Source organism: Mariniflexile ostreae (assembly GCF_042427585.1).
Taxonomy (GTDB): domain Bacteria; phylum Bacteroidota; class Bacteroidia; order Flavobacteriales; family Flavobacteriaceae; genus Pseudalgibacter; species Pseudalgibacter ostreae.
In genome coordinates this window covers 43,244-60,719 of sequence record NZ_JBHMFC010000009.1, presented here as the reverse complement: position 1 = coordinate 60,719, position 17,476 = coordinate 43,244, and the positions used below count along the sequence as shown (strand labels likewise).

The window sequence follows — 17,476 nt, the reverse complement described above, 5'->3', positions numbered from 1 at the left end:
TAATTTTGTTGTCGCACACGAGGTTTATTAAGTAAAAAGAAGCGCGAAAAGAAGCCATTGTTTGTAGAATAATTACTAAATCAAATAGACTCTTTTGCTTCTTCTAAAATTCAGCTAAAAATACAATTAGTTTATAAAGAAACCTAAACCTTTAAATGAAATTCAAACCATTTCATCTTTAAATAGGGACGAAAACGTGTACGCAATCTTTTTAATGTTAATGACTTACTTTTCTTTTATACCATATAAAGCCTGGCTAAAACACCTTATAACAGTTCCAATTTAATAAGCTTAAATGTTTCATTTTTTTTTAGTATATTTAAAAATGAATATATTAAATGTCATATTTAAAAATGAATATGAAAAAGACACACTGTTTTATGACCTCAGTAATGGGGTAAATCATTAATTTCGAAAACACCTACTTAAAAATAAAGAAATTAAAGATATTAGAACACGCTTAAAACCTGCCCCCCAAAAAACATAATGGATATTATTAACCACTGATAAAGAAAGTGGGGAAGGTGTATCGTGAATTTGTTTTTTAACAATAAAGCAGCTCGTAAATAACGTTTTAGCTTTTTTTTTGTAAACATTAAATTTTAAAATATGAAAGTAAAATACGTATTATTCATTATTTGTGTTCTGTTTATAGGAACACATTCCGAAGCTCAATTTTTTAAAAAACTAAAAGAAAAAGCAGAAGAAGCCGCAGAACGTACTATTTTGCGTAAAACAGATGAAGGGGTTTCTAAAAAAACCGAGAAAACAATTGACGATATTACAAAAGAGAGTCAAAATGAAAAGAGCGGCTCCAGTACTGAGGGATCTATAAATAAGCCAGCAGTATCTTTATTTGGTGGGTTGGAAAATCTTCCCGATTCGTATACATTTGAGTATGTTATGGATATGGAAATGACCACACATAAAGATCACATGAATTTACAATATTATATTGCTCCTAGTGCCAGTTATTTTGGTAGTACTGTACCCAATGATGACACCAACAATATTATGGTATATGATATAGAAAATCAAGCCATGGTGACTTTTATAGATAATAATGGACAAAAAATGGCCATGAAAATGCGGATTCCTTTAGATGATGAGTTACAGAAAATGATGGATAAGACAGATGATAAAGAAGATAGATCGCAAAAACATCAGCATTTCATTCCCTTGCCAAATAAAACAATATTAGGCTATGATTGTAAGGGCTATCAAGTGGAACAAGATGAGGGCATATCAAAAATCTATATGACTACCGAAGCTCCAGTAAGTTTTTTAGGCATGTTTGCCAGTTTGAATACGGTTAAAAATAGTATGAAAGCAACAGAGGTTCCTTTTGATAAAAATGCCTTGTTAATGGAAATGGAGTTTGTTTCTAATAAAGGAAAACGAGACAACATGCATATGATCTGTACAGGTATAAAGAAACAATCATTAAGCATACATAAAGCAGACTATAAAAGCGGTTTTTAATCTGTATAGCTATTGATAACTTAAGCGAGACGTTGCTCTATTTATTTTTTAAACATGAATATGGCAAGTAAGACATTATGAAAAAACAATATTATAATAGGCTTAAGAAAGTACAGGTATCCGATATGATGGTAGCCTCCATAGGGTGCGCCCATCTATAAGAAAGTGTGTTTAATGGTTTAACTCACTTATAACCAACCGTAATTCTTCATAAGAATATTTGTCTTCCAACTGCTGTTTCAAATCTGTTAGGCCTTCAAATTTTTTCTGGGGAATAATGGTTTTTAAGGCTTTATAATGCTCGGCAGGCATCAAATCACTGACTTTTACTTCGCCCGAATTTATAAAATGAGTTAAATGCCCAAAAACGGTACTTGGAACCAATGCTCTTTCTTTGGCAATTTCTTCAACTGTTTTTCCTGCTTTAAAGCGCTCTAGCGATATTAGCTTGGTATCCGATTTAGTATTGGTTTTACCAGTGTCAAAACGATCTTCATCTTTAGAAACCTCGATATCGTTTTCTTCACAGTAATCGTTTATAATTTTTAAAATAGCGGCACCATATTTTTCAACTCGTGTTTTGCCCATTCCATTTACTTCAAGTAATTCTTTTGTGTTAGTTGGTAATGTTTCGCACATATCGTACAATGCTTTTTGAGTAAACACCTGGAAATGTACCAAACCGTTTTCTTGGGCAATCTCATTTCTAAGCACCCTTAAAAGTTCAAAGAGTTCTACATTGGCTGTGCCATCAACAACCGTTTTTCTTTGTTTTTTTGGTTTTTCTTTTGTTAGAAATACAGCTTTTACACGTAGTTCTAAAAGTTTTTGTGTAAAGAATCCATCCTGAAGGCCATTAAAATATAATAATTTAGACGCTAATAGCTCTTCTATTATATCTAAGTTTTTGGACAAGTCGGTATCTATAGTCTTATTATCTGTAGTAAAACCAAAGCTTTTTATTGCGGATACAATATGGGTTTCTGTTTCTTTTTTAAAATAGATAAGGGCCTTTTTAAAGCGCTCTTGAATAATACTACTCGTTTCGGGTAGGCCTTCTTCTTTTGAAAGTTGCCTTAACTGGGCATTAAAGCTATGGCTTACTTTTAAAAGGTTGGTAATGGCCGTTTTAACACTTGTTAATGGGGTTTCAATAGAGCCTTCAATACTATTTCTGTTTTTATAAAAGATATCTAAAAGGCGATTTACAGGGTACAAAAACGCATAAAAATCGAATACTTCATGTATTAAATCTAATTGAAAACTTTTTTGTGAATGCTCTAAAACAGTTTGGTTAGGCACATGCAGTTCTGCGTTTTTATTAAAGGACTCTACATGGATATCGCTAATAATTTGGGTAGAATGTATTTTGCTCTTTAACACTAAGCCTTCCAGTGATTTACAACGGCTAAGTGCCACATACGTTTGCCCGTGCGCAAAGGCCCCTTGGGCATCTATAATAGCTCTTTCGAAAGTTAATCCCTGACTTTTATGAATGGTAATAGACCATGCCAAACGTAATGGCATTTGTGTAAAAGAGCCTATTTTTTCTTCAGAAATGGCTTTTGTTTCAGAATCCACGGTGTAATTGATGTTTTCCCATACTTCGGGCTTGGTGTTGATGTTAAAATCATCATCAGGGCAATGCACTACCACTTCATCTTTATCTAAATGGATCACTTTTCCAATTTTTCCATTAAAATAGCGTTTTTCAGCATCGCTATCATTTTTAATGAACATGACTTGAGCGCCCACTTTCAATTCTAACTTTTCTTTATTCGGATAAGAAAACTCTGGAAATTTACCACTTACTTTAGCCGTATAACTATGGCTTTTGCCTTTTAGTTTGTTCAATTCCTCAATATTAGTCGCTTCTGCTTTATGGTTATGAGTGGTTAATGAAATATAACCAGCATCTGGTTCGGGTTCAAAATCAGGAATAAAACGTTTATTTAATTCATTGGCGCCCGCATCAGAAAGTGTGTTATTTCTAATTTCATTAAGTATTTCTATAAATTTAGGGTTTTCCTGTCTGTAAATATGTTTCAACTCAATGGTTATTGCATCGCATTCTTGAAAAGCCATACTGCTAAAAAAGAAACCGTTTTTATAAATATGTTTTAAAATATCCCATTCTTGCTCTTTTATAACCGGTGATAATTGCTGTAAGTCTCCAATCATTAGCACTTGAACTCCACCAAAAACCTTATCTCTATTTCTAAAGCGGCGTAAAGTTCTATCGATACCGTCCAATAAATCGGCACGTACCATACTAATTTCATCAATAACCAATAAATCCATTGATTTTATAATATTGATTTTGGTCTTACTAAACTTCCTGTTAAACCCTTTGGAGGCGTTTAAATCTGTTTCTGGTAAAATAGGGCCAAAGGGCATTTGGAAAAAAGAATGAATGGTAACGCCCTTAGCGTTAATGGCTGCAACTCCTGTAGGGGCGACCACCACGGTACCTTTTAACGAATTCTTTTTTAATCGATGTAGAAATGTCGTTTTACCAGTACCTGCCTTACCCGTTAAGAAGATAGACCGGTTTGTGTGGTTCACAAACTCCCAAGCCAATTCTAGTTCTTTATTAATAGCCATTAAATGAGTTTAAAAAATAGAAAATGAAGATAATAAATAGAATTTTTATTTAGATAGGATTTTTAATAAAATAACAAGAAAGCGTGGATGTCTAAATATACCGAATATACCGATGGTATAGAAAAAACAAAAAACAAAAGCCATATCACTACAGAATTGAATCTGTTTTGATATGGCTTTCTTTGAAATAGCTTCCCGTGACCTGTTTAACTTGGAGTTATTTTCGCTTAAGCCATTGCTTAAGTGTCTAGGTTCAAGTTCAGATATTTCAAGAGGATCATTTTGTTGTAATTTTCAAAATGTATTGACCTATTACCAAAAAGACCCTGTTAATTGTTTTTCTTTGATGCTCTAGGTGTTTACCGTTTTAAGATATGTTGGCCCAGGCACTGTTTTTAATATGGCATTTACTTTCGTTCCTGCACGCATTTTAAAAACTTTCGGTTGTACGAGTTGCCATCTAAAAGAATTATAAGGCACTTTTTACAACGTCATGGTTTTAGATTGGCACGCTAAATAGCGGCAACTTTTAAACCTCAAAAAACAATTAGTTAAAGAACGTTACTTCTTATTATGAAATACAACATAAATTCATGTTAATAGAAACCAACCAAAAGGTTGTTGTTTTATTCCTTATAGCTAAGGTACAATATTACATCAAACTAAACGACTTTATAGAGTGTTAGATATCAACCTGTTATCAACCGTGGTTATTAACAATTGTTAATAAAAAAGCCCTGAAGATTCAGAGCTTTAAATTTAAACATGGTTATAAAACTATAATTAATGTCTTCTTTCTTTAATTCTAGCTTTTTTACCAGTAAGTCCTCTAAAGTAGAAAATACGAGCTCTACGTACTTTACCACGCTTATTAACTTCTATTTTTTGTAATGCAGGTAGGTTTACAGGGAAAATACGTTCCACACCAATAGTACCTGAAATTTTTCTAATTGTAAAAGTTTCAGTAGTTCCTGATCCTCTTCTTTGAATTACTACACCTCTAAAAAACTGAGTACGAACTTTTTCACCCTCTCTAATTTCGTAGTAAACTGTAATTGTGTCTCCAGCACCAAAAGCTGGGAAGTCTTTTTTTGTTACAAATTCGTCTTGTACAAATTTTATTAAAGATTCCATATCTTTATATTTAATATTGATTGATTCAGAACAACATTCACGATTCTCGCCAGAGGTTAACCCGAATTTGGGTGCAAAAATAACTATTAATTAGTAAATAGCGATGGTTTTGTAGTTAAAAAATATAAAATTTAAACATAAGAGCTAATGTGTTTATTCATAGAGGGTTAAATCCATTGCATTGTTGTGTTTAATGATGTGGTGATTTTTTTTATTCGTCCAATAAATCTGGTCGTCGGTTTTTTGTATGCTGATATGCCTGCTCTTCCCGCCACTTTTCAATTTTAGGAAAATTTCCGCTGAATAGTAATTCTGGGACTTTCCACCCTTTATATTCTCTTGGCTTGGTGTAAATAGGAGGTGCCAATAAATTATCTTGAAAAGAATCGGTAAGAGCAGAGGTTTCATTACCTAAAACCCCAGGTATTAATCGTATAATAGCATCGCAAAGTACGGCAGCTCCTAATTCCCCTCCAGAGAGTACATAGTCTCCTATAGAAATTTCACGAGTAATAAAATGATCGCGCACGCGTTGATCGACCCCTTTATAATGTCCACACAGAATAATAATGTTTTCTTTTAATGAAAGCTGATTGGCCAGTCCTTGTTTCAGGGTTTCGCCATCAGGGGTCATGTAAATCACCTCATCATAAGGGCGTTGCTCCTTTAAAGCAGAAATACATTTGTCTATAGGCTCCACCATCATAACCATACCCGCGCCACCACCAAATTGGGTATCGTCTATAGACTTATAGTTATCTGTAGTATAATCACGTAAATTATGAAAATGTACGGATACCAAACCGGCATCAATAGCGCGTTTTAAAATAGAAGCTTCAAAAGGACTTTTAATTAATTCGGGTAGAACCGTAATGATATCGATGCGCATAGCTTGTTTTTAATACTGCAAAGATAATTTAATTGTTTGGGATTTTAAGAAAAGATGTTTGCAGCCTTTTTTGCTTTTAAGTTTTAAAAAAATACTATGCTACTTGATTTAAGATCATGTTTTAAGATTTTAGAAAAACAGACATACTTAAGGCTCCATGTGCACCAATAACCAAAGATTGTTCTATATCGGCGGTTTTCGAAGGTCCGGAAATAAAAACGCCAAATCCAAAATCCTTCACTTTACTATAAGCGTTATGCATATTGGATACAATATCTTTTTTAGACATAACAATTACCAGATGTTTTGTTATAAAGGGAAGTACTCTATTTGGGAGCTGACTATCTGTTAACCATATTGCTCCATTTTCTGCAATGCCCAGATTGCTTTCCAAAATTAAAACATCAAGATCTTCTAATTCATGAGGCTTATTTAATTTTTCCATATCAATGGTATTAAATAGGGTATCATGTTTTAATGTTGAAAAGTTGGTTTTGGTGTCAGGAAATGTTTTGGTTATGTAATTTAAAACGTCTTTATCGTCGTTTATTTCAATAATTTGGCCTCCAACAACTTCTACTTTTTTGGTAAACTCTTCAACTATATTTAAATAGTTATCAAATGCACTAATATCGATTTGCGGTAAGGCTATAGCTTCGGGTTTATTGGCCGTTAGTTTGGCTAAAATGTGTTCTCTGCTTCCCATGTCTATAAATTTTAATGCTCGTTTTTTTTGTTGTTTTTCTCTCGTTCTTTATGCCAATCGTCAAAACTCTGTTTAGGGCCTTCTGGTAAATCCCTTGCCTTTCCCCAAGCGTTAGGTTTAGAGTTGATTATGGATTGGGGTAAGTTGCGTAACGACCATCGTGCTAGTTTTCCAATTTTTTCAAATTGCGATGGTTTAGCAAATACGCTACCCATAACCTCCATCGATTTCTTTTTAATAAAAGGTTGAGGTGTTTCTTTCGTAATAATCTGTCGCCATTTATACAATTGGTCATGAATATCGATTTTTACAGGACAAACATCAGAACAAGAACCACATAAGGTAGAGGCGAAAGGTAGAGTGCTGTATTTTTTCAAATCCTTTCCAGGAGATAGAATAGAGCCTATAGGCCCCGGAATGGTAGCGTCGTAACTATGTCCGCCACTGCGCCTATAAATAGGGCAGGTATTCATGCACGCTCCACATCGTATACAATGTAACGAGGCTCTAAAATCTGGTCTGCTTAATTGCTCAGAACGGCCATTGTCTACAATAATAATGTGCATGGCCGCACCAGTTCTTGGTTTTTTAAAATGCGACGAATATGTGGTAATAGGCTGTCCTGTGGCACTTCTGGCTAATAATCTTAAAAAAACACCCAAATGTTCTTGTTTTGGAATTATTTTTTCAACACCCATACAGGCAATATGTACAGGCGCTAAATGTGCGCCCATATCTGCATTTCCTTCATTGGTGCACACCACAAAGCCTCCTGTGTCTGCAATAGCAAAGTTTACTCCTGTAATGGCTGCGTCGGCTGTTATAAATTTTTCACGTAAATGTTTTCTAGCTTCTCCTGTTAAGTATTGTGGGTCTCCATCACAGGGTTCTGTGCCTAAATGGTCTTGGAAGAGTTCGTCTACTTCATGTCTGTTTTTATGGATGGCGGGCAAAACAATATGGCTTGGTGGTTCTTTTGCCAACTGTACAATACGCTCCCCTAAGTCCGTATCGATTACTTCTATTCCGTTTTTTTCTAAAAATGGATTTAGGTGACACTCTTCGGTTAGCATGGATTTGCTTTTTACAACCTTTTTAGCGTGTGCTTCTTTAAGGATAGTATGGACTATTTGGTTATGTTCCTCTCCATTAGCAGCCCAGTGAACTTGAACGCCATTGTTTAAGGCGTTTTTTTCAAATTGAAGTAAATAAGAATCGATATTCGATAGCATGTGTGCTTTAATACCGTGGCCTAGGTCTCTTAAGGTTTCCCAACCTTTTACCTGGTGTACAGATAAGTCTCTCTTGTGCCGTACAAACCATAGGGATTTGTCGTGCCAATTGACTTTTTTCTCATCTTTATTAAAGATCTTAGCTAATTCTGGATGGCCCATAAATATTTTGGATGAAAAGGTTTAATATTAAAGTGTGCTATTTAAAATTTCTGCAATATGCAAAACCTTTAAAGGTTGGTTGTTTCGAGTAATCAGTCCTTCTAAATGCATTAAGCAGGAGGTGTCGGTAGCGGTGATAACTTCTACACCACTATCTAAATGATCTTGAACTTTATCTTTCCCCATTTTTACAGATACTGCTTCTTCTGAAACAGCAAAAGTACCGCCAAAGCCACAGCACTCATCTTCTCTGTTTAGTGGCATTAGCTGGATGCCCGACACTTCTTCTAATAAAGATTCCAAATAGGAATAGGGCGCTGTAACCAGTTCCGAGCAAGAGCCTAAACGTAAGCCTCTTAAGCCATGGCAGCTTTTATGAGCCCCTACTTTGTATGGAAAAGATGCGCCTACATTTTTTATTTTTAAAACATTTAAAATGAAATCGCAGAGTTCGTAAACGTTTTGGCGTACTTGGATAACCTCTGGGGTTTGTGGGATGATATCATAATGTTTTTTTACATGATAAGCACAGCTTCCAGAAGGGGTAACAATGTAATCAAAGTCTTTAAAATTCTCCACAAAATGATTGCAAGCCCCCACAGACTCGTACTCATAACCAGAATTTGCCATCGGTTGGCCACAACAGGTTTGACCAGAAGGATACGCAACTTCCACTTTAAGTTTTTCTAAAAGCTCAATAGTGGCAATACCTACTTGTGGGTACAGTTGATTGATATAACAGGGGATGAACAAGCCTACTTTCATGGAGTTCAGATTAAATATTAATTTTAAAATATAATAGTTTCTTTCTATTACAATGATACAAGTAATATAAAATAGAATCTTCCTAAAATTTGATAAAAAATGATACTTTTTTTGCTGTAGTTTAGCTAATATTGTTTTATACAGCAATTTTTTAACCTAAAAACAGAGTTAAATTATGAAAAAAAGCAGTTTTTTTTAAAGATTATAGTGCGGAGGTTTTATTTTGGTATTCCTTTATATATGCGGAAGGAGAACAATTCATGATAAGTTTAAATTGTCGGTTAAAATTAGAAATGTTGTTAAATCCAGATTCATAACAAATAGCAGCAATATTAGACTTGTTTTCCATTAAGAGCTTACAGGCATATCCTATGCGTATTTCAGATAAATAACGAGAAAAGGTCTTACGGTTTACTCTTTTAAAATAACGGCTAAAAGCCGAGGTGTTCATATGTGCTATTTGGGCAACCTCTTCAAGCGTAATCGATGTATTAAAATTTTTAAAGATAAAGGCCTGTACTTTATCTTGTGTGTCTCCTTTTGAAGTTTTAAAAGCATTTATAAAACCTTGGCTAGACAGCTGTTTTGTGTGTTTATGTTTTGCTAATTTATTAAGGATATTTAAAAAAGACATGGTTTTATCAAATCCTTTTAAATCAAGCATGTTTTGAATGTCTAGAAGGAGATTTTTATCAAGATTAAGAAATTTAAGTCCGAAACGTGCTCTATTAAATAACTCTAAAATATGCATCATTTCAGGGGTTTCAAAAAAAGCAGCTCCTAAATAATCTTGTTTAAAATGAATGGCGATGGCTTTAACAGATTGTTTGGAGCCTTGTTTAAAATAATCTTCATCATTTAACCACATATGCGGTAAATCTTTGCCTATTAAAACGATGTCTCCCACGTCGAATTTTTCAATGCTATCGCCAACAAAACAAGTGCCTTCGCTTTTTAGGATTACTACTAATTCTAGTTCCGGATGATAGTGCCAAATTTTTAAGAAATAAGGATATTCATTTATTTTAGTAGTGAACGAACTGTCATTAAGGCTGCTTCTATCTAATAAATGAAGTTTCATAAAACGCTATATTGATATGATTTAGCTCTAAAATAGTTGAAAAGGTGTAATTAAGCAAAAATAATATAGGTTTTATTTAAACAGCTCTTGAATGGCTTTAGCCACACCATCATTTTTATTGGTATCTGTAACTTTTTTTGCGACTTGCATAACGGCTTCATTTGCATTGGCTACAGCAATGCCTAAGCCAACAGACTTGAGCATGTCCACATCATTGTAATTATCGCCAAATGCTATTACTTGCTCTAAGGCAATATGGGGATAACAAGTTTTAAGCAAGACCTCAATAGCCGTTTTTTTAGATATGGACTTATGTGAAATCTCTATATAGGTTGGTTTAGAACGGTAAAGCATAATGTGATCACTGCATTCTTGTTCTAAGCTTTTATAGAGCATATCTATCTCGTGCTCGTCTCCCATACACATAACTTTATGAGCGCCTTTCTTTTCTTTGATCCACGTATTTAAAACAGATGCGTTTGATTTTACAGTGGGGGACACCTTGGTGTTGTTAAGCTCTCTTTTAGCCCAATAGTCCATAGCTGGTACATACCATTCGTCTGCATGATAAAGACTTAAATGGATGCTTGTTTGTATGCATTTGGTAATAATGATGCTTAAAATAGCGTTATCAATAAAGGTAGAGTCTAAAACGGTATGCCCTTTAAGAATTAATCCACCATTGTATGCAATTAAAGGGGTTGACGTGTTACCAAAGTTTTCCTGTAAATGCCGCATCGCTTTAGGCATTCGCGAGGATATCAATATAAAGGGGATAGGGGAAATACGTTGTACTTCATTAATAGTGCTTTGAGACAATACGCGGTCTTTATTTAAAAGCGTGCCATCAATATCGCTACAAATTAATTGGTAGGGCATAGGGGATTATATGTGTTAAAAAAAATAACCCTAAACATTTGGGTTACTTTAAAAGTCATAGTGCTATAATAATACCCCACAGAAGAATCTGTGAGGTATTTGTTTTTCTGTTAGTAAAGTTCTTTTATTTTACTAAGTTTAGTTTTCCAGAGGTCTAAATTGTTTTTATGCTCTTTAATGTTGTTGTGCACTTCTTTAACAAGTGGGTTATCCTCTTTTACATTGGTGAAAAATTGTAAATTATTTTCCAACTGATTGATTTGGCCCTTAAGCTCATCTATTTTTTTACGGATAAAGCTGCGCTCGTTATCTAAGTTACGTGTGTTGTCTTCGCTATTAAGATCTTCTAATTTGTTTTCAAACTTAATGAGTTCGATTTCATTTTTATCAACTTTGGTGCTTGAGAAAAGCTCATCCAGTATTTTGTTAAACTTGCCTTCTATGTAGCGCTTGTCATTTGGTACTCTTCCAAAACTGTTCCATTGCGCGATAATATCTGTTATTGTAGCCAGATTTTTATCTTTATCGTCAGAAATTTTTAAAGTTTTTAAAGAATCTAAAAGCTCATATTTTTTATTAAACGCATCTAAAACAACCTTATTGGCAGCATTTTTTGAGGCGTGCATATTATCAAAATAATGGTTACAAGCAGCTTTAAATTGTTTCCAAATTTTATCGCTGTCTTTACGTGGTACATGGCCTATTTTTTTCCAATCGTTTTGGATTTTTTTCATCAAGGCTGTTGTGGCCTCCTTGTCTTCATTATCTTTATTGTCTTCAGCAATTTTAATAAGTTCTAATTTTTTCTGAAGGTTATCATATTGTTCTTTTTTAAGATTTTTATAGAATGCATTTTTATGTTTGTTAAAAATCCTAACTGCTGTTTTAAATTTAGACCAGGTTTCTTCATTTACTTTAATCGGCACTTTTCCAGCATTAAAGAAGGCTTCACGTAGTGCTTCTATTTCCTTTATTTTTTTCTGCCAAAGGCTATGAGACACTATTTTTTCATTATTGATAGCTTCGATAGCAGCTATAATTTGAAGCTTTTTTTCTAAATTGTTTTCATGAATTTTATCAATGTGCTGGTAGTAAACTTGACGTTTATCATTGATTATTTTTGTGGCGTTTTTAAAACGAGCCCAAATGGTTTCGCGATGTTCCTTTCCTACGGGGCCCAGTTCTTCTTTCCACATTTTGTGGAGTTCTTGTAGCTCCCTAAACGCGCGCATAATATCATCGTCTTTTGCCAATTCTTCGGCACGTTCGATAATTAATAGTTTTTTCTCTAGATTATGCTTGAAATCCAGATCTCGCAAGTCGCGGTTTAAATGTAAGAAATCATAAAAAATTTCTACATGATGGTGATAGCTGTTCCACGCATTATTATACTTGTCTCTTGGAATAGGGCCAGTTTTACGCCAGCGTTCTTGTAGTTCCTTAAAGTGCTTGTAAGTAGTGTTTATGTTTTCTTCAACGTTAATTAGCCCCTTTAATTCTTCAATAATTTCTAGTTTGTCGGCTAAATTTTGCTTAAAGTTATTTTCTAAATTTTTGTAATGGTCGTGTATTTTATTTCGATATTCTTTATAAGCTGTTTTAAATCTGCTTTGAACAGGACTAGAATAGAAAAAATCAATTTCATTACCGCCATCATTAAGGAAATCTTCCTTTTTTTCTTCAATTAGCGCATTGAATTTTGTTTTAAATTCAGCATTAATCGTATCGACATGTTTTTTAATGGCTTGTATTTTTTCACTTTTAACAAGTTTTTCCAACTCGTTAGCAAGCGCTTCTAAAGACATCTTATCGTATTCTTTAACCTCTATTTTATGCCTGTCTTTATTGCCTTCATCTTCCGCGTCTTCTGCATTGGATTCATCAATTTCATTAATTAAATCATCATCCTCGTTTTTTTGAGGCTGGTTTTCCTGACCTTCGGCAATAGAGGCATCCCCTTTTGGAGCTTCTGTTTCGTTTTCAGTAGGATGTTCCGCTTCAGTGGTTTTTTCTTCTGAGGCTGTAATTTTAGAAATCGGCTTATCGCTATGGTCTGCTATAAGCGTGTCTGTAGTGGGGGCGTCCTCCTTTAGGTCTATAGACTCTGGATTGGCGGCAATATCTTGGTCGCTATTGCTTTTTTTGATTTCTTCTTTTCCATCTGCTTTTTGCAGGTTATCTAGCTCTGACATTTTTTAAAATGTTTAGGTTCATTAAATTACTTGAGTCATTAAAGATACTAACAACTAAAGTAATTACAAAAAAGTGATGCTTATTTAATAAGCGAAATACGAATTAACGCAATTTCCAGATGGCCCAAGATTTTTCTGCCTGAAATTCCAACATTTTTAAACCATTGATAATGGTAGCATTTTGTTGTTTTCCCAATCTTAAAAATTTTGTTTCTTCTGGATTGTAAATCAGGTCGAATAATATATGATGCTCAGTAATCCCAGAGTAGGGAATGTCTGGACACGCTTCCACATTAGGAAAAGTGCCCACTGGAGAGCAGTTTATAATAACTTGATAATCTTTAATAATTTCTTCAGTAAGCATATCGTAGGTTAGGTTTACGCCTTTTACAGAGCTTCTGGATACATATCTGTATTTTATTTTTAATTTTTTTAGGGTATAGGCAATAGCTTTACTTGCACCTCCAGTGCCTAAGATAAGCGCTTTTCTATGGCGGGGTTTTAAATGGGGTTTTATAGATTTTTTAAAACCATAACAATCGGTATTGTAACCTATCAATTTTGCTTTTTTCGTAACTCTTATGGTATTTACCGCTCCTATTTTTTTTGCTTTTTTATTGACTTTGTCTAAATATGGTATAACGGCTTCTTTGTAAGGAATGGTAACATTCATACCTTTTAAACCGGGTGTGTTCATTATGATATCAGGAAAAAGAGAAATGTCTTCAACATCAAAGTTCCCGTATGTAATGTGTTTTATATTCTCCTTTTCAAATTTTTTTTTGAAATAAGATCTTGAAAATGAATAGGATATGTTTTTGCCTAAAAGGCCTAACTTATGCATGTGTTTTTCTTGTTTTTTGTCCATAAAATTCTAAACCCAACACCAAAGCAATGCCTAAAATGATAAATGCAATGGCGTAATAAGTTTCTGTATTTAATTCTGGAATAAAACGCGAGTAATTCGCGACTATTTTTTCTCCAGTAGAATCTAATAAATAATGTCCTTTTTTTCCAATTTTATAAATGGTTTCTTTCCATGGCCAAACGACGCCCAGAGATCCTACAATAAAACCAATAATAGCAGATAGGGTGATGCTTTTATAATGTTTTAAAATATAACTGAGCAAATGTGAAAATGTAACCAGACCTGTTACAGAGCCCAAGGTGAATACAACCAGCACCTGTAGCATCCTTAAGCGTTGTGGGTTATTGATAAATGCGAAGTTCCCGCTAAAAATCTCATAGACTGTTGTTGAAAGTGCATTAACAGAATCGACTAATAGCAATACATAATTTCCTAAAAGCATTAAGACAAAAGAGCCTGAAAACCCAGGAAGGGTCATGCCAGAGACACTAATAATACCACAAAAGAATACGAACCAGAGGTTGTCGTTTTCCTTGGCGGGATTTAAAAAACTGATGCTTACTCCTAAAACAATCCCAATAATTAAGGATAATAGCGTTTTATAGTTCCATTCCTTAAAGCCTTTATGAATGTAGTAAATGGAACCGATAATCATTCCGAAAAAAACGCTCCAAACATAAAGTTCATAATGTTTTATTAAATAGTCTAAAATCTTTGAAACGCTAAAGTAGCTAACAATCATGCCGAAGAACAATAGGCTTAAAAACCGACCATTTATATAATTATAAAAGCTTTTAAAACGGCCAGAAATAAGTAATTTAAAAGCTTTTGCATTTACTTTCCTAAGCGAATATATAAATTCTTCGTAAAACCCAGCAACAAAAGCTACTACACCGCCAGAAACGCCAGGCACTTTGTTAGCAGCACCCATCCCCAAGCCTTTAAGTATGAGAAAAATTTTATCGCTAAGGGTTCTTGTGCTTTCCATTACTGTTTTTTCGAGCCTATTCTTTCCAGTATAAAAATAGTAAAAAAACCTAGAAACATTAAGATTATGGCCAAAATGAGTTGATTATCTCCATTAAAGGAAAAAGGGGATACACTTTCTTCTAGAAGTGGTGTTTTTAACCCTTTAGAATTGGTGTGCCAAGTTAAGGTTTCTTTCCATGGCCATACTTTATTTAAAGATCCAAAAATAAAACCAGTAAGCACGGCCAATGTAATATTGTGATAATGTTTAAAAAGCCATTTTAAAAGATGGCTAAAACTAAGAAGACCAACCAATGCCCCACCTGCGAATATGATTATTTTTTTAAAATCGAAGTCATGCAAGGCATCACTTAGCGTTTTGTAGGCACCAAGGATGACGAGTATGAACGAGCCGGAAATACCAGGTAATATCATGGCGCAAATGGCTATTGCTCCGGCAAAAAACAGAAAATAAGTGTTCTCATTGTTGCCTAATGCTGGTAATGTTGAAATGTAATAAGCAATGGCAGCACCCAGTAGGGCAGCCAAAATGGTAGGTAGGTGCCATTTGGTTATTTGCTTGCCCACAAAATAGATACTGGCAATGATGAGGCCGAAAAAGAACGACCATATCAAAACGGGATGGTACTCCAATAAGTATTTGGCAAGACGCATAAAAGACACAAAACTAACAACGATGCCCAATAAAAGGGATAAGATGAAATTACCGTTTAATTGTTTCCAAAAGGATGAAATCCCTTCTTTAAAGAGCGTCTTGAATAAATGGAGATTAATATTGCTAATAGTCGCAATAAGCTCTTCGTATATTCCAGAAATAAAAGCAATTGTGCCGCCAGAAACTCCTGGAACTGCGTCTGCAGCTCCCATGGCAACTCCTTTTAGGCTTATAACTAAATAATCGATAAGACGTCTTTGCATTTGCAGTTTTTTGTTTTGTACCAAAAATATACAATTTTAGCAGATTGCTTACTATAGTTTTGTTTTTAGTAGACTTTTAACTTGTGCTTTACTTATAACCTCAGGGAATAATTCGTCAATTATAAATGTATAGTCTTCATTAAAATTGAGGCCATTTTTAAGATGGAAGGTACCTTTGTCTATTTCATTCAATGAAAAATATAGACCAGCAAGGCGGTATTCTATTTCGGCGTTTTCAGGATGAAACTCGGCAGCTTGTTCAAAATTAAATATGGCCGCCTGTGGTTCTCCGAGTTTTATTAATAGGTCGCCACGTGTAATCCAGGTGTTTAGCTCATAATTACCAAGTTCTAATGTCTTTTTAAACCCACGTTCTGCTTCTTCAAAAAGGCTTAGCCTTACATTTATTTGGGAGTATAGTTTCCAGTATTTTACATTTTCAGAATCAATATTTATAGCTTTATTGATGTAATAAAGTGCTTTTTGGAAATTGTTTTTTTTATTATAGAATTTGGTAATGGCTATCCAGCCTTTGTCTAAAAGCGGATCTTCATGAACTGTTTTAAAGTAATAATGAACGGCTAAATCGTCCCGTTCTAATTTCTCATAACAGTACCCGATGCGCAATAATGCAAACGATGTGGGATCTTCTAACTTTAATGTATGGGTGTAGCTCTCAATAGCATCTTCATAGCGTTTTAGCTTTTCTAGAACTTTACCTTTTTCAAGATAAGCGCCTACAAAGGTATCATCGGAAATGATTGCAAAATCAAAAGCCGCTAATGCTTTTTTATTTTTCTTTTGAGTGGTGTATTGTATGCCTAATTGGTGCCATGCTACTTCGGAATAGGGATTATTATCTAAAAAAGTGTTTAAATAGGCAATAGCTTGGTCGTTTTGCTCTAAATAATCAAAACAATACATGATGTTATATAGGGCAGAATAATCTGCATCATCTTCTTCCATGCATTTCATGAAAAAGGATTTAGCTTCTTCATATTGATCTAGGAATAAATGTTCCATACCAATAAGGGAATATAGATCGATAACATCATCTGTAAGCTCTAGCGCTTGTTTTAATACATTTATAGCTTGTTGATGTTCGTCTTTTTTAGACAGTATGTTGGCTTTTTGGATATAGATTTCTTCGTTACTTGGGTCTATGGTATAGAGTTCGCTCAATAAAGTGTCTGCTTCAACCAACTTGTCTTCAAATACATATATCTCAACCTTAAAGAGTCTTAAATTTACAGAAGTAGGATGTTGTTGAAGCCCTAATTTAATAGCTTTTTTGGCTAAGGTCATTTTTCCTTGATTGAGATAGTGATGGATGATGTTTTCGAACTCTTCTGAATCAAAGAACAACACATTGTTCGTTTTCAACATAGACTCAAATTTAGTTAGCGGTAAACTATAATTATCATCGTGACTAAACTCCATAGGCAAATTTGTAAGGTTCTACATGAATAAATTTAAGGCAATCCTTTGTGTTTAATGGGGTTTTGGTACAAATGTTTTTAACAAAGTAATGAACATCCCGCTTTTTACAAGGGCTTCGTGTTCTTTGCTTTGAT

At 34.2% G+C, this 17,476-nt stretch carries 14 protein-coding genes; 1 reads left to right on the top strand and 13 read right to left on the bottom strand.

The window, feature by feature from the left end; genetic code table 11:
* Nucleotides 1-609: 609 nt before the first annotated feature.
* A complete protein-coding gene (locus ACFFU9_RS02950) occupies nucleotides 610-1,482 on the top strand; it encodes a hypothetical protein (RefSeq protein ID WP_379859878.1) in 873 nt (290 codons plus the stop codon).
* A 171-nt stretch (nucleotides 1,483-1,653) separates the two neighbouring features.
* Here ACFFU9_RS02950 and ACFFU9_RS02945 read toward each other — a convergent pair whose 3' ends face one another.
* The 13 genes from ACFFU9_RS02945 to ACFFU9_RS02885 all read right to left on the bottom strand — a co-directional run bounded on the left by ACFFU9_RS02945 (nucleotide 1,654) and on the right by ACFFU9_RS02885 (nucleotide 17,342).
* Nucleotides 1,654-4,086, bottom strand: a complete 2,433-nt coding sequence (locus ACFFU9_RS02945; RefSeq protein WP_379859877.1) for a helix-turn-helix domain-containing protein — start codon at nucleotides 4,084-4,086, stop codon at nucleotides 1,654-1,656.
* A 783-nt stretch (nucleotides 4,087-4,869) separates the two neighbouring features.
* Nucleotides 4,870-5,220, bottom strand: a complete 351-nt coding sequence (rplS, locus tag ACFFU9_RS02940) for a 50S ribosomal protein L19 (RefSeq protein ID WP_379859876.1) — start codon at nucleotides 5,218-5,220, stop codon at nucleotides 4,870-4,872.
* Nucleotides 5,221-5,431: 211 nt separating this feature from the next.
* Nucleotides 5,432-6,109 (bottom strand): tRNA (guanosine(37)-N1)-methyltransferase TrmD, encoded by a 678-nt coding sequence (gene trmD / locus ACFFU9_RS02935; RefSeq protein WP_379859875.1) that lies wholly within the window; start codon nucleotides 6,107-6,109, stop codon nucleotides 5,432-5,434.
* Between the two features lie 121 nt (nucleotides 6,110-6,230).
* Nucleotides 6,231-6,815 carry a LutC/YkgG family protein gene (locus ACFFU9_RS02930; protein ID WP_379859874.1) on the bottom strand — a complete coding sequence of 195 codons (585 nt, stop codon included), beginning with the start codon at nucleotides 6,813-6,815 and terminating at the stop codon, nucleotides 6,231-6,233.
* An 11-nt stretch (nucleotides 6,816-6,826) separates the two neighbouring features.
* Nucleotides 6,827-8,209, bottom strand: coding sequence for a lactate utilization protein B (locus tag ACFFU9_RS02925; RefSeq protein WP_379859873.1), 1,383 nt, complete (start codon nucleotides 8,207-8,209; stop codon nucleotides 6,827-6,829).
* Nucleotides 8,210-8,236: 27 nt separating this feature from the next.
* Nucleotides 8,237-8,974: a (Fe-S)-binding protein gene (locus tag ACFFU9_RS02920; protein WP_379859872.1), complete on the bottom strand. Its 738-nt coding sequence runs from the start codon at nucleotides 8,972-8,974 to the stop codon at nucleotides 8,237-8,239.
* Nucleotides 8,975-9,176: 202 nt separating this feature from the next.
* Nucleotides 9,177-10,055, bottom strand: a complete 879-nt coding sequence (locus tag ACFFU9_RS02915; RefSeq protein WP_379859871.1) for an AraC family transcriptional regulator — start codon at nucleotides 10,053-10,055, stop codon at nucleotides 9,177-9,179.
* A 72-nt stretch (nucleotides 10,056-10,127) separates the two neighbouring features.
* Nucleotides 10,128-10,934 (bottom strand): Cof-type HAD-IIB family hydrolase, encoded by an 807-nt coding sequence (locus tag ACFFU9_RS02910; RefSeq protein WP_379859870.1) that lies wholly within the window; start codon nucleotides 10,932-10,934, stop codon nucleotides 10,128-10,130.
* A gap of 110 nt (nucleotides 10,935-11,044) precedes the next feature.
* Complete coding sequence (locus ACFFU9_RS02905; RefSeq protein ID WP_379859869.1) at nucleotides 11,045-13,126, bottom strand: DUF349 domain-containing protein; 2,082 nt, start codon at nucleotides 13,124-13,126, stop codon at nucleotides 11,045-11,047.
* A gap of 103 nt (nucleotides 13,127-13,229) precedes the next feature.
* Nucleotides 13,230-13,994 (bottom strand): shikimate dehydrogenase family protein, encoded by a 765-nt coding sequence (locus ACFFU9_RS02900; protein WP_379859868.1) that lies wholly within the window; start codon nucleotides 13,992-13,994, stop codon nucleotides 13,230-13,232.
* Nucleotides 13,963-14,982: a DUF368 domain-containing protein gene (locus ACFFU9_RS02895; RefSeq protein ID WP_379859867.1), complete on the bottom strand. Its 1,020-nt coding sequence runs from the start codon at nucleotides 14,980-14,982 to the stop codon at nucleotides 13,963-13,965. Before ACFFU9_RS02895 ends, ACFFU9_RS02900 begins: the two co-directional genes overlap by 32 nt.
* Nucleotides 14,982-15,902, bottom strand: a complete 921-nt coding sequence (locus ACFFU9_RS02890) for a polyprenyl-phosphate transporter (RefSeq protein ID WP_379859866.1) — start codon at nucleotides 15,900-15,902, stop codon at nucleotides 14,982-14,984. Before ACFFU9_RS02890 ends, ACFFU9_RS02895 begins: the two co-directional genes overlap by 1 nt.
* Nucleotides 15,903-15,953: 51 nt before the next feature.
* Entirely contained in the window at nucleotides 15,954-17,342 is a 1,389-nt protein-coding gene (locus ACFFU9_RS02885) for a tetratricopeptide repeat protein (protein ID WP_379859865.1), read from the bottom strand.
* Nucleotides 17,343-17,476 lie beyond the last annotated feature (134 nt).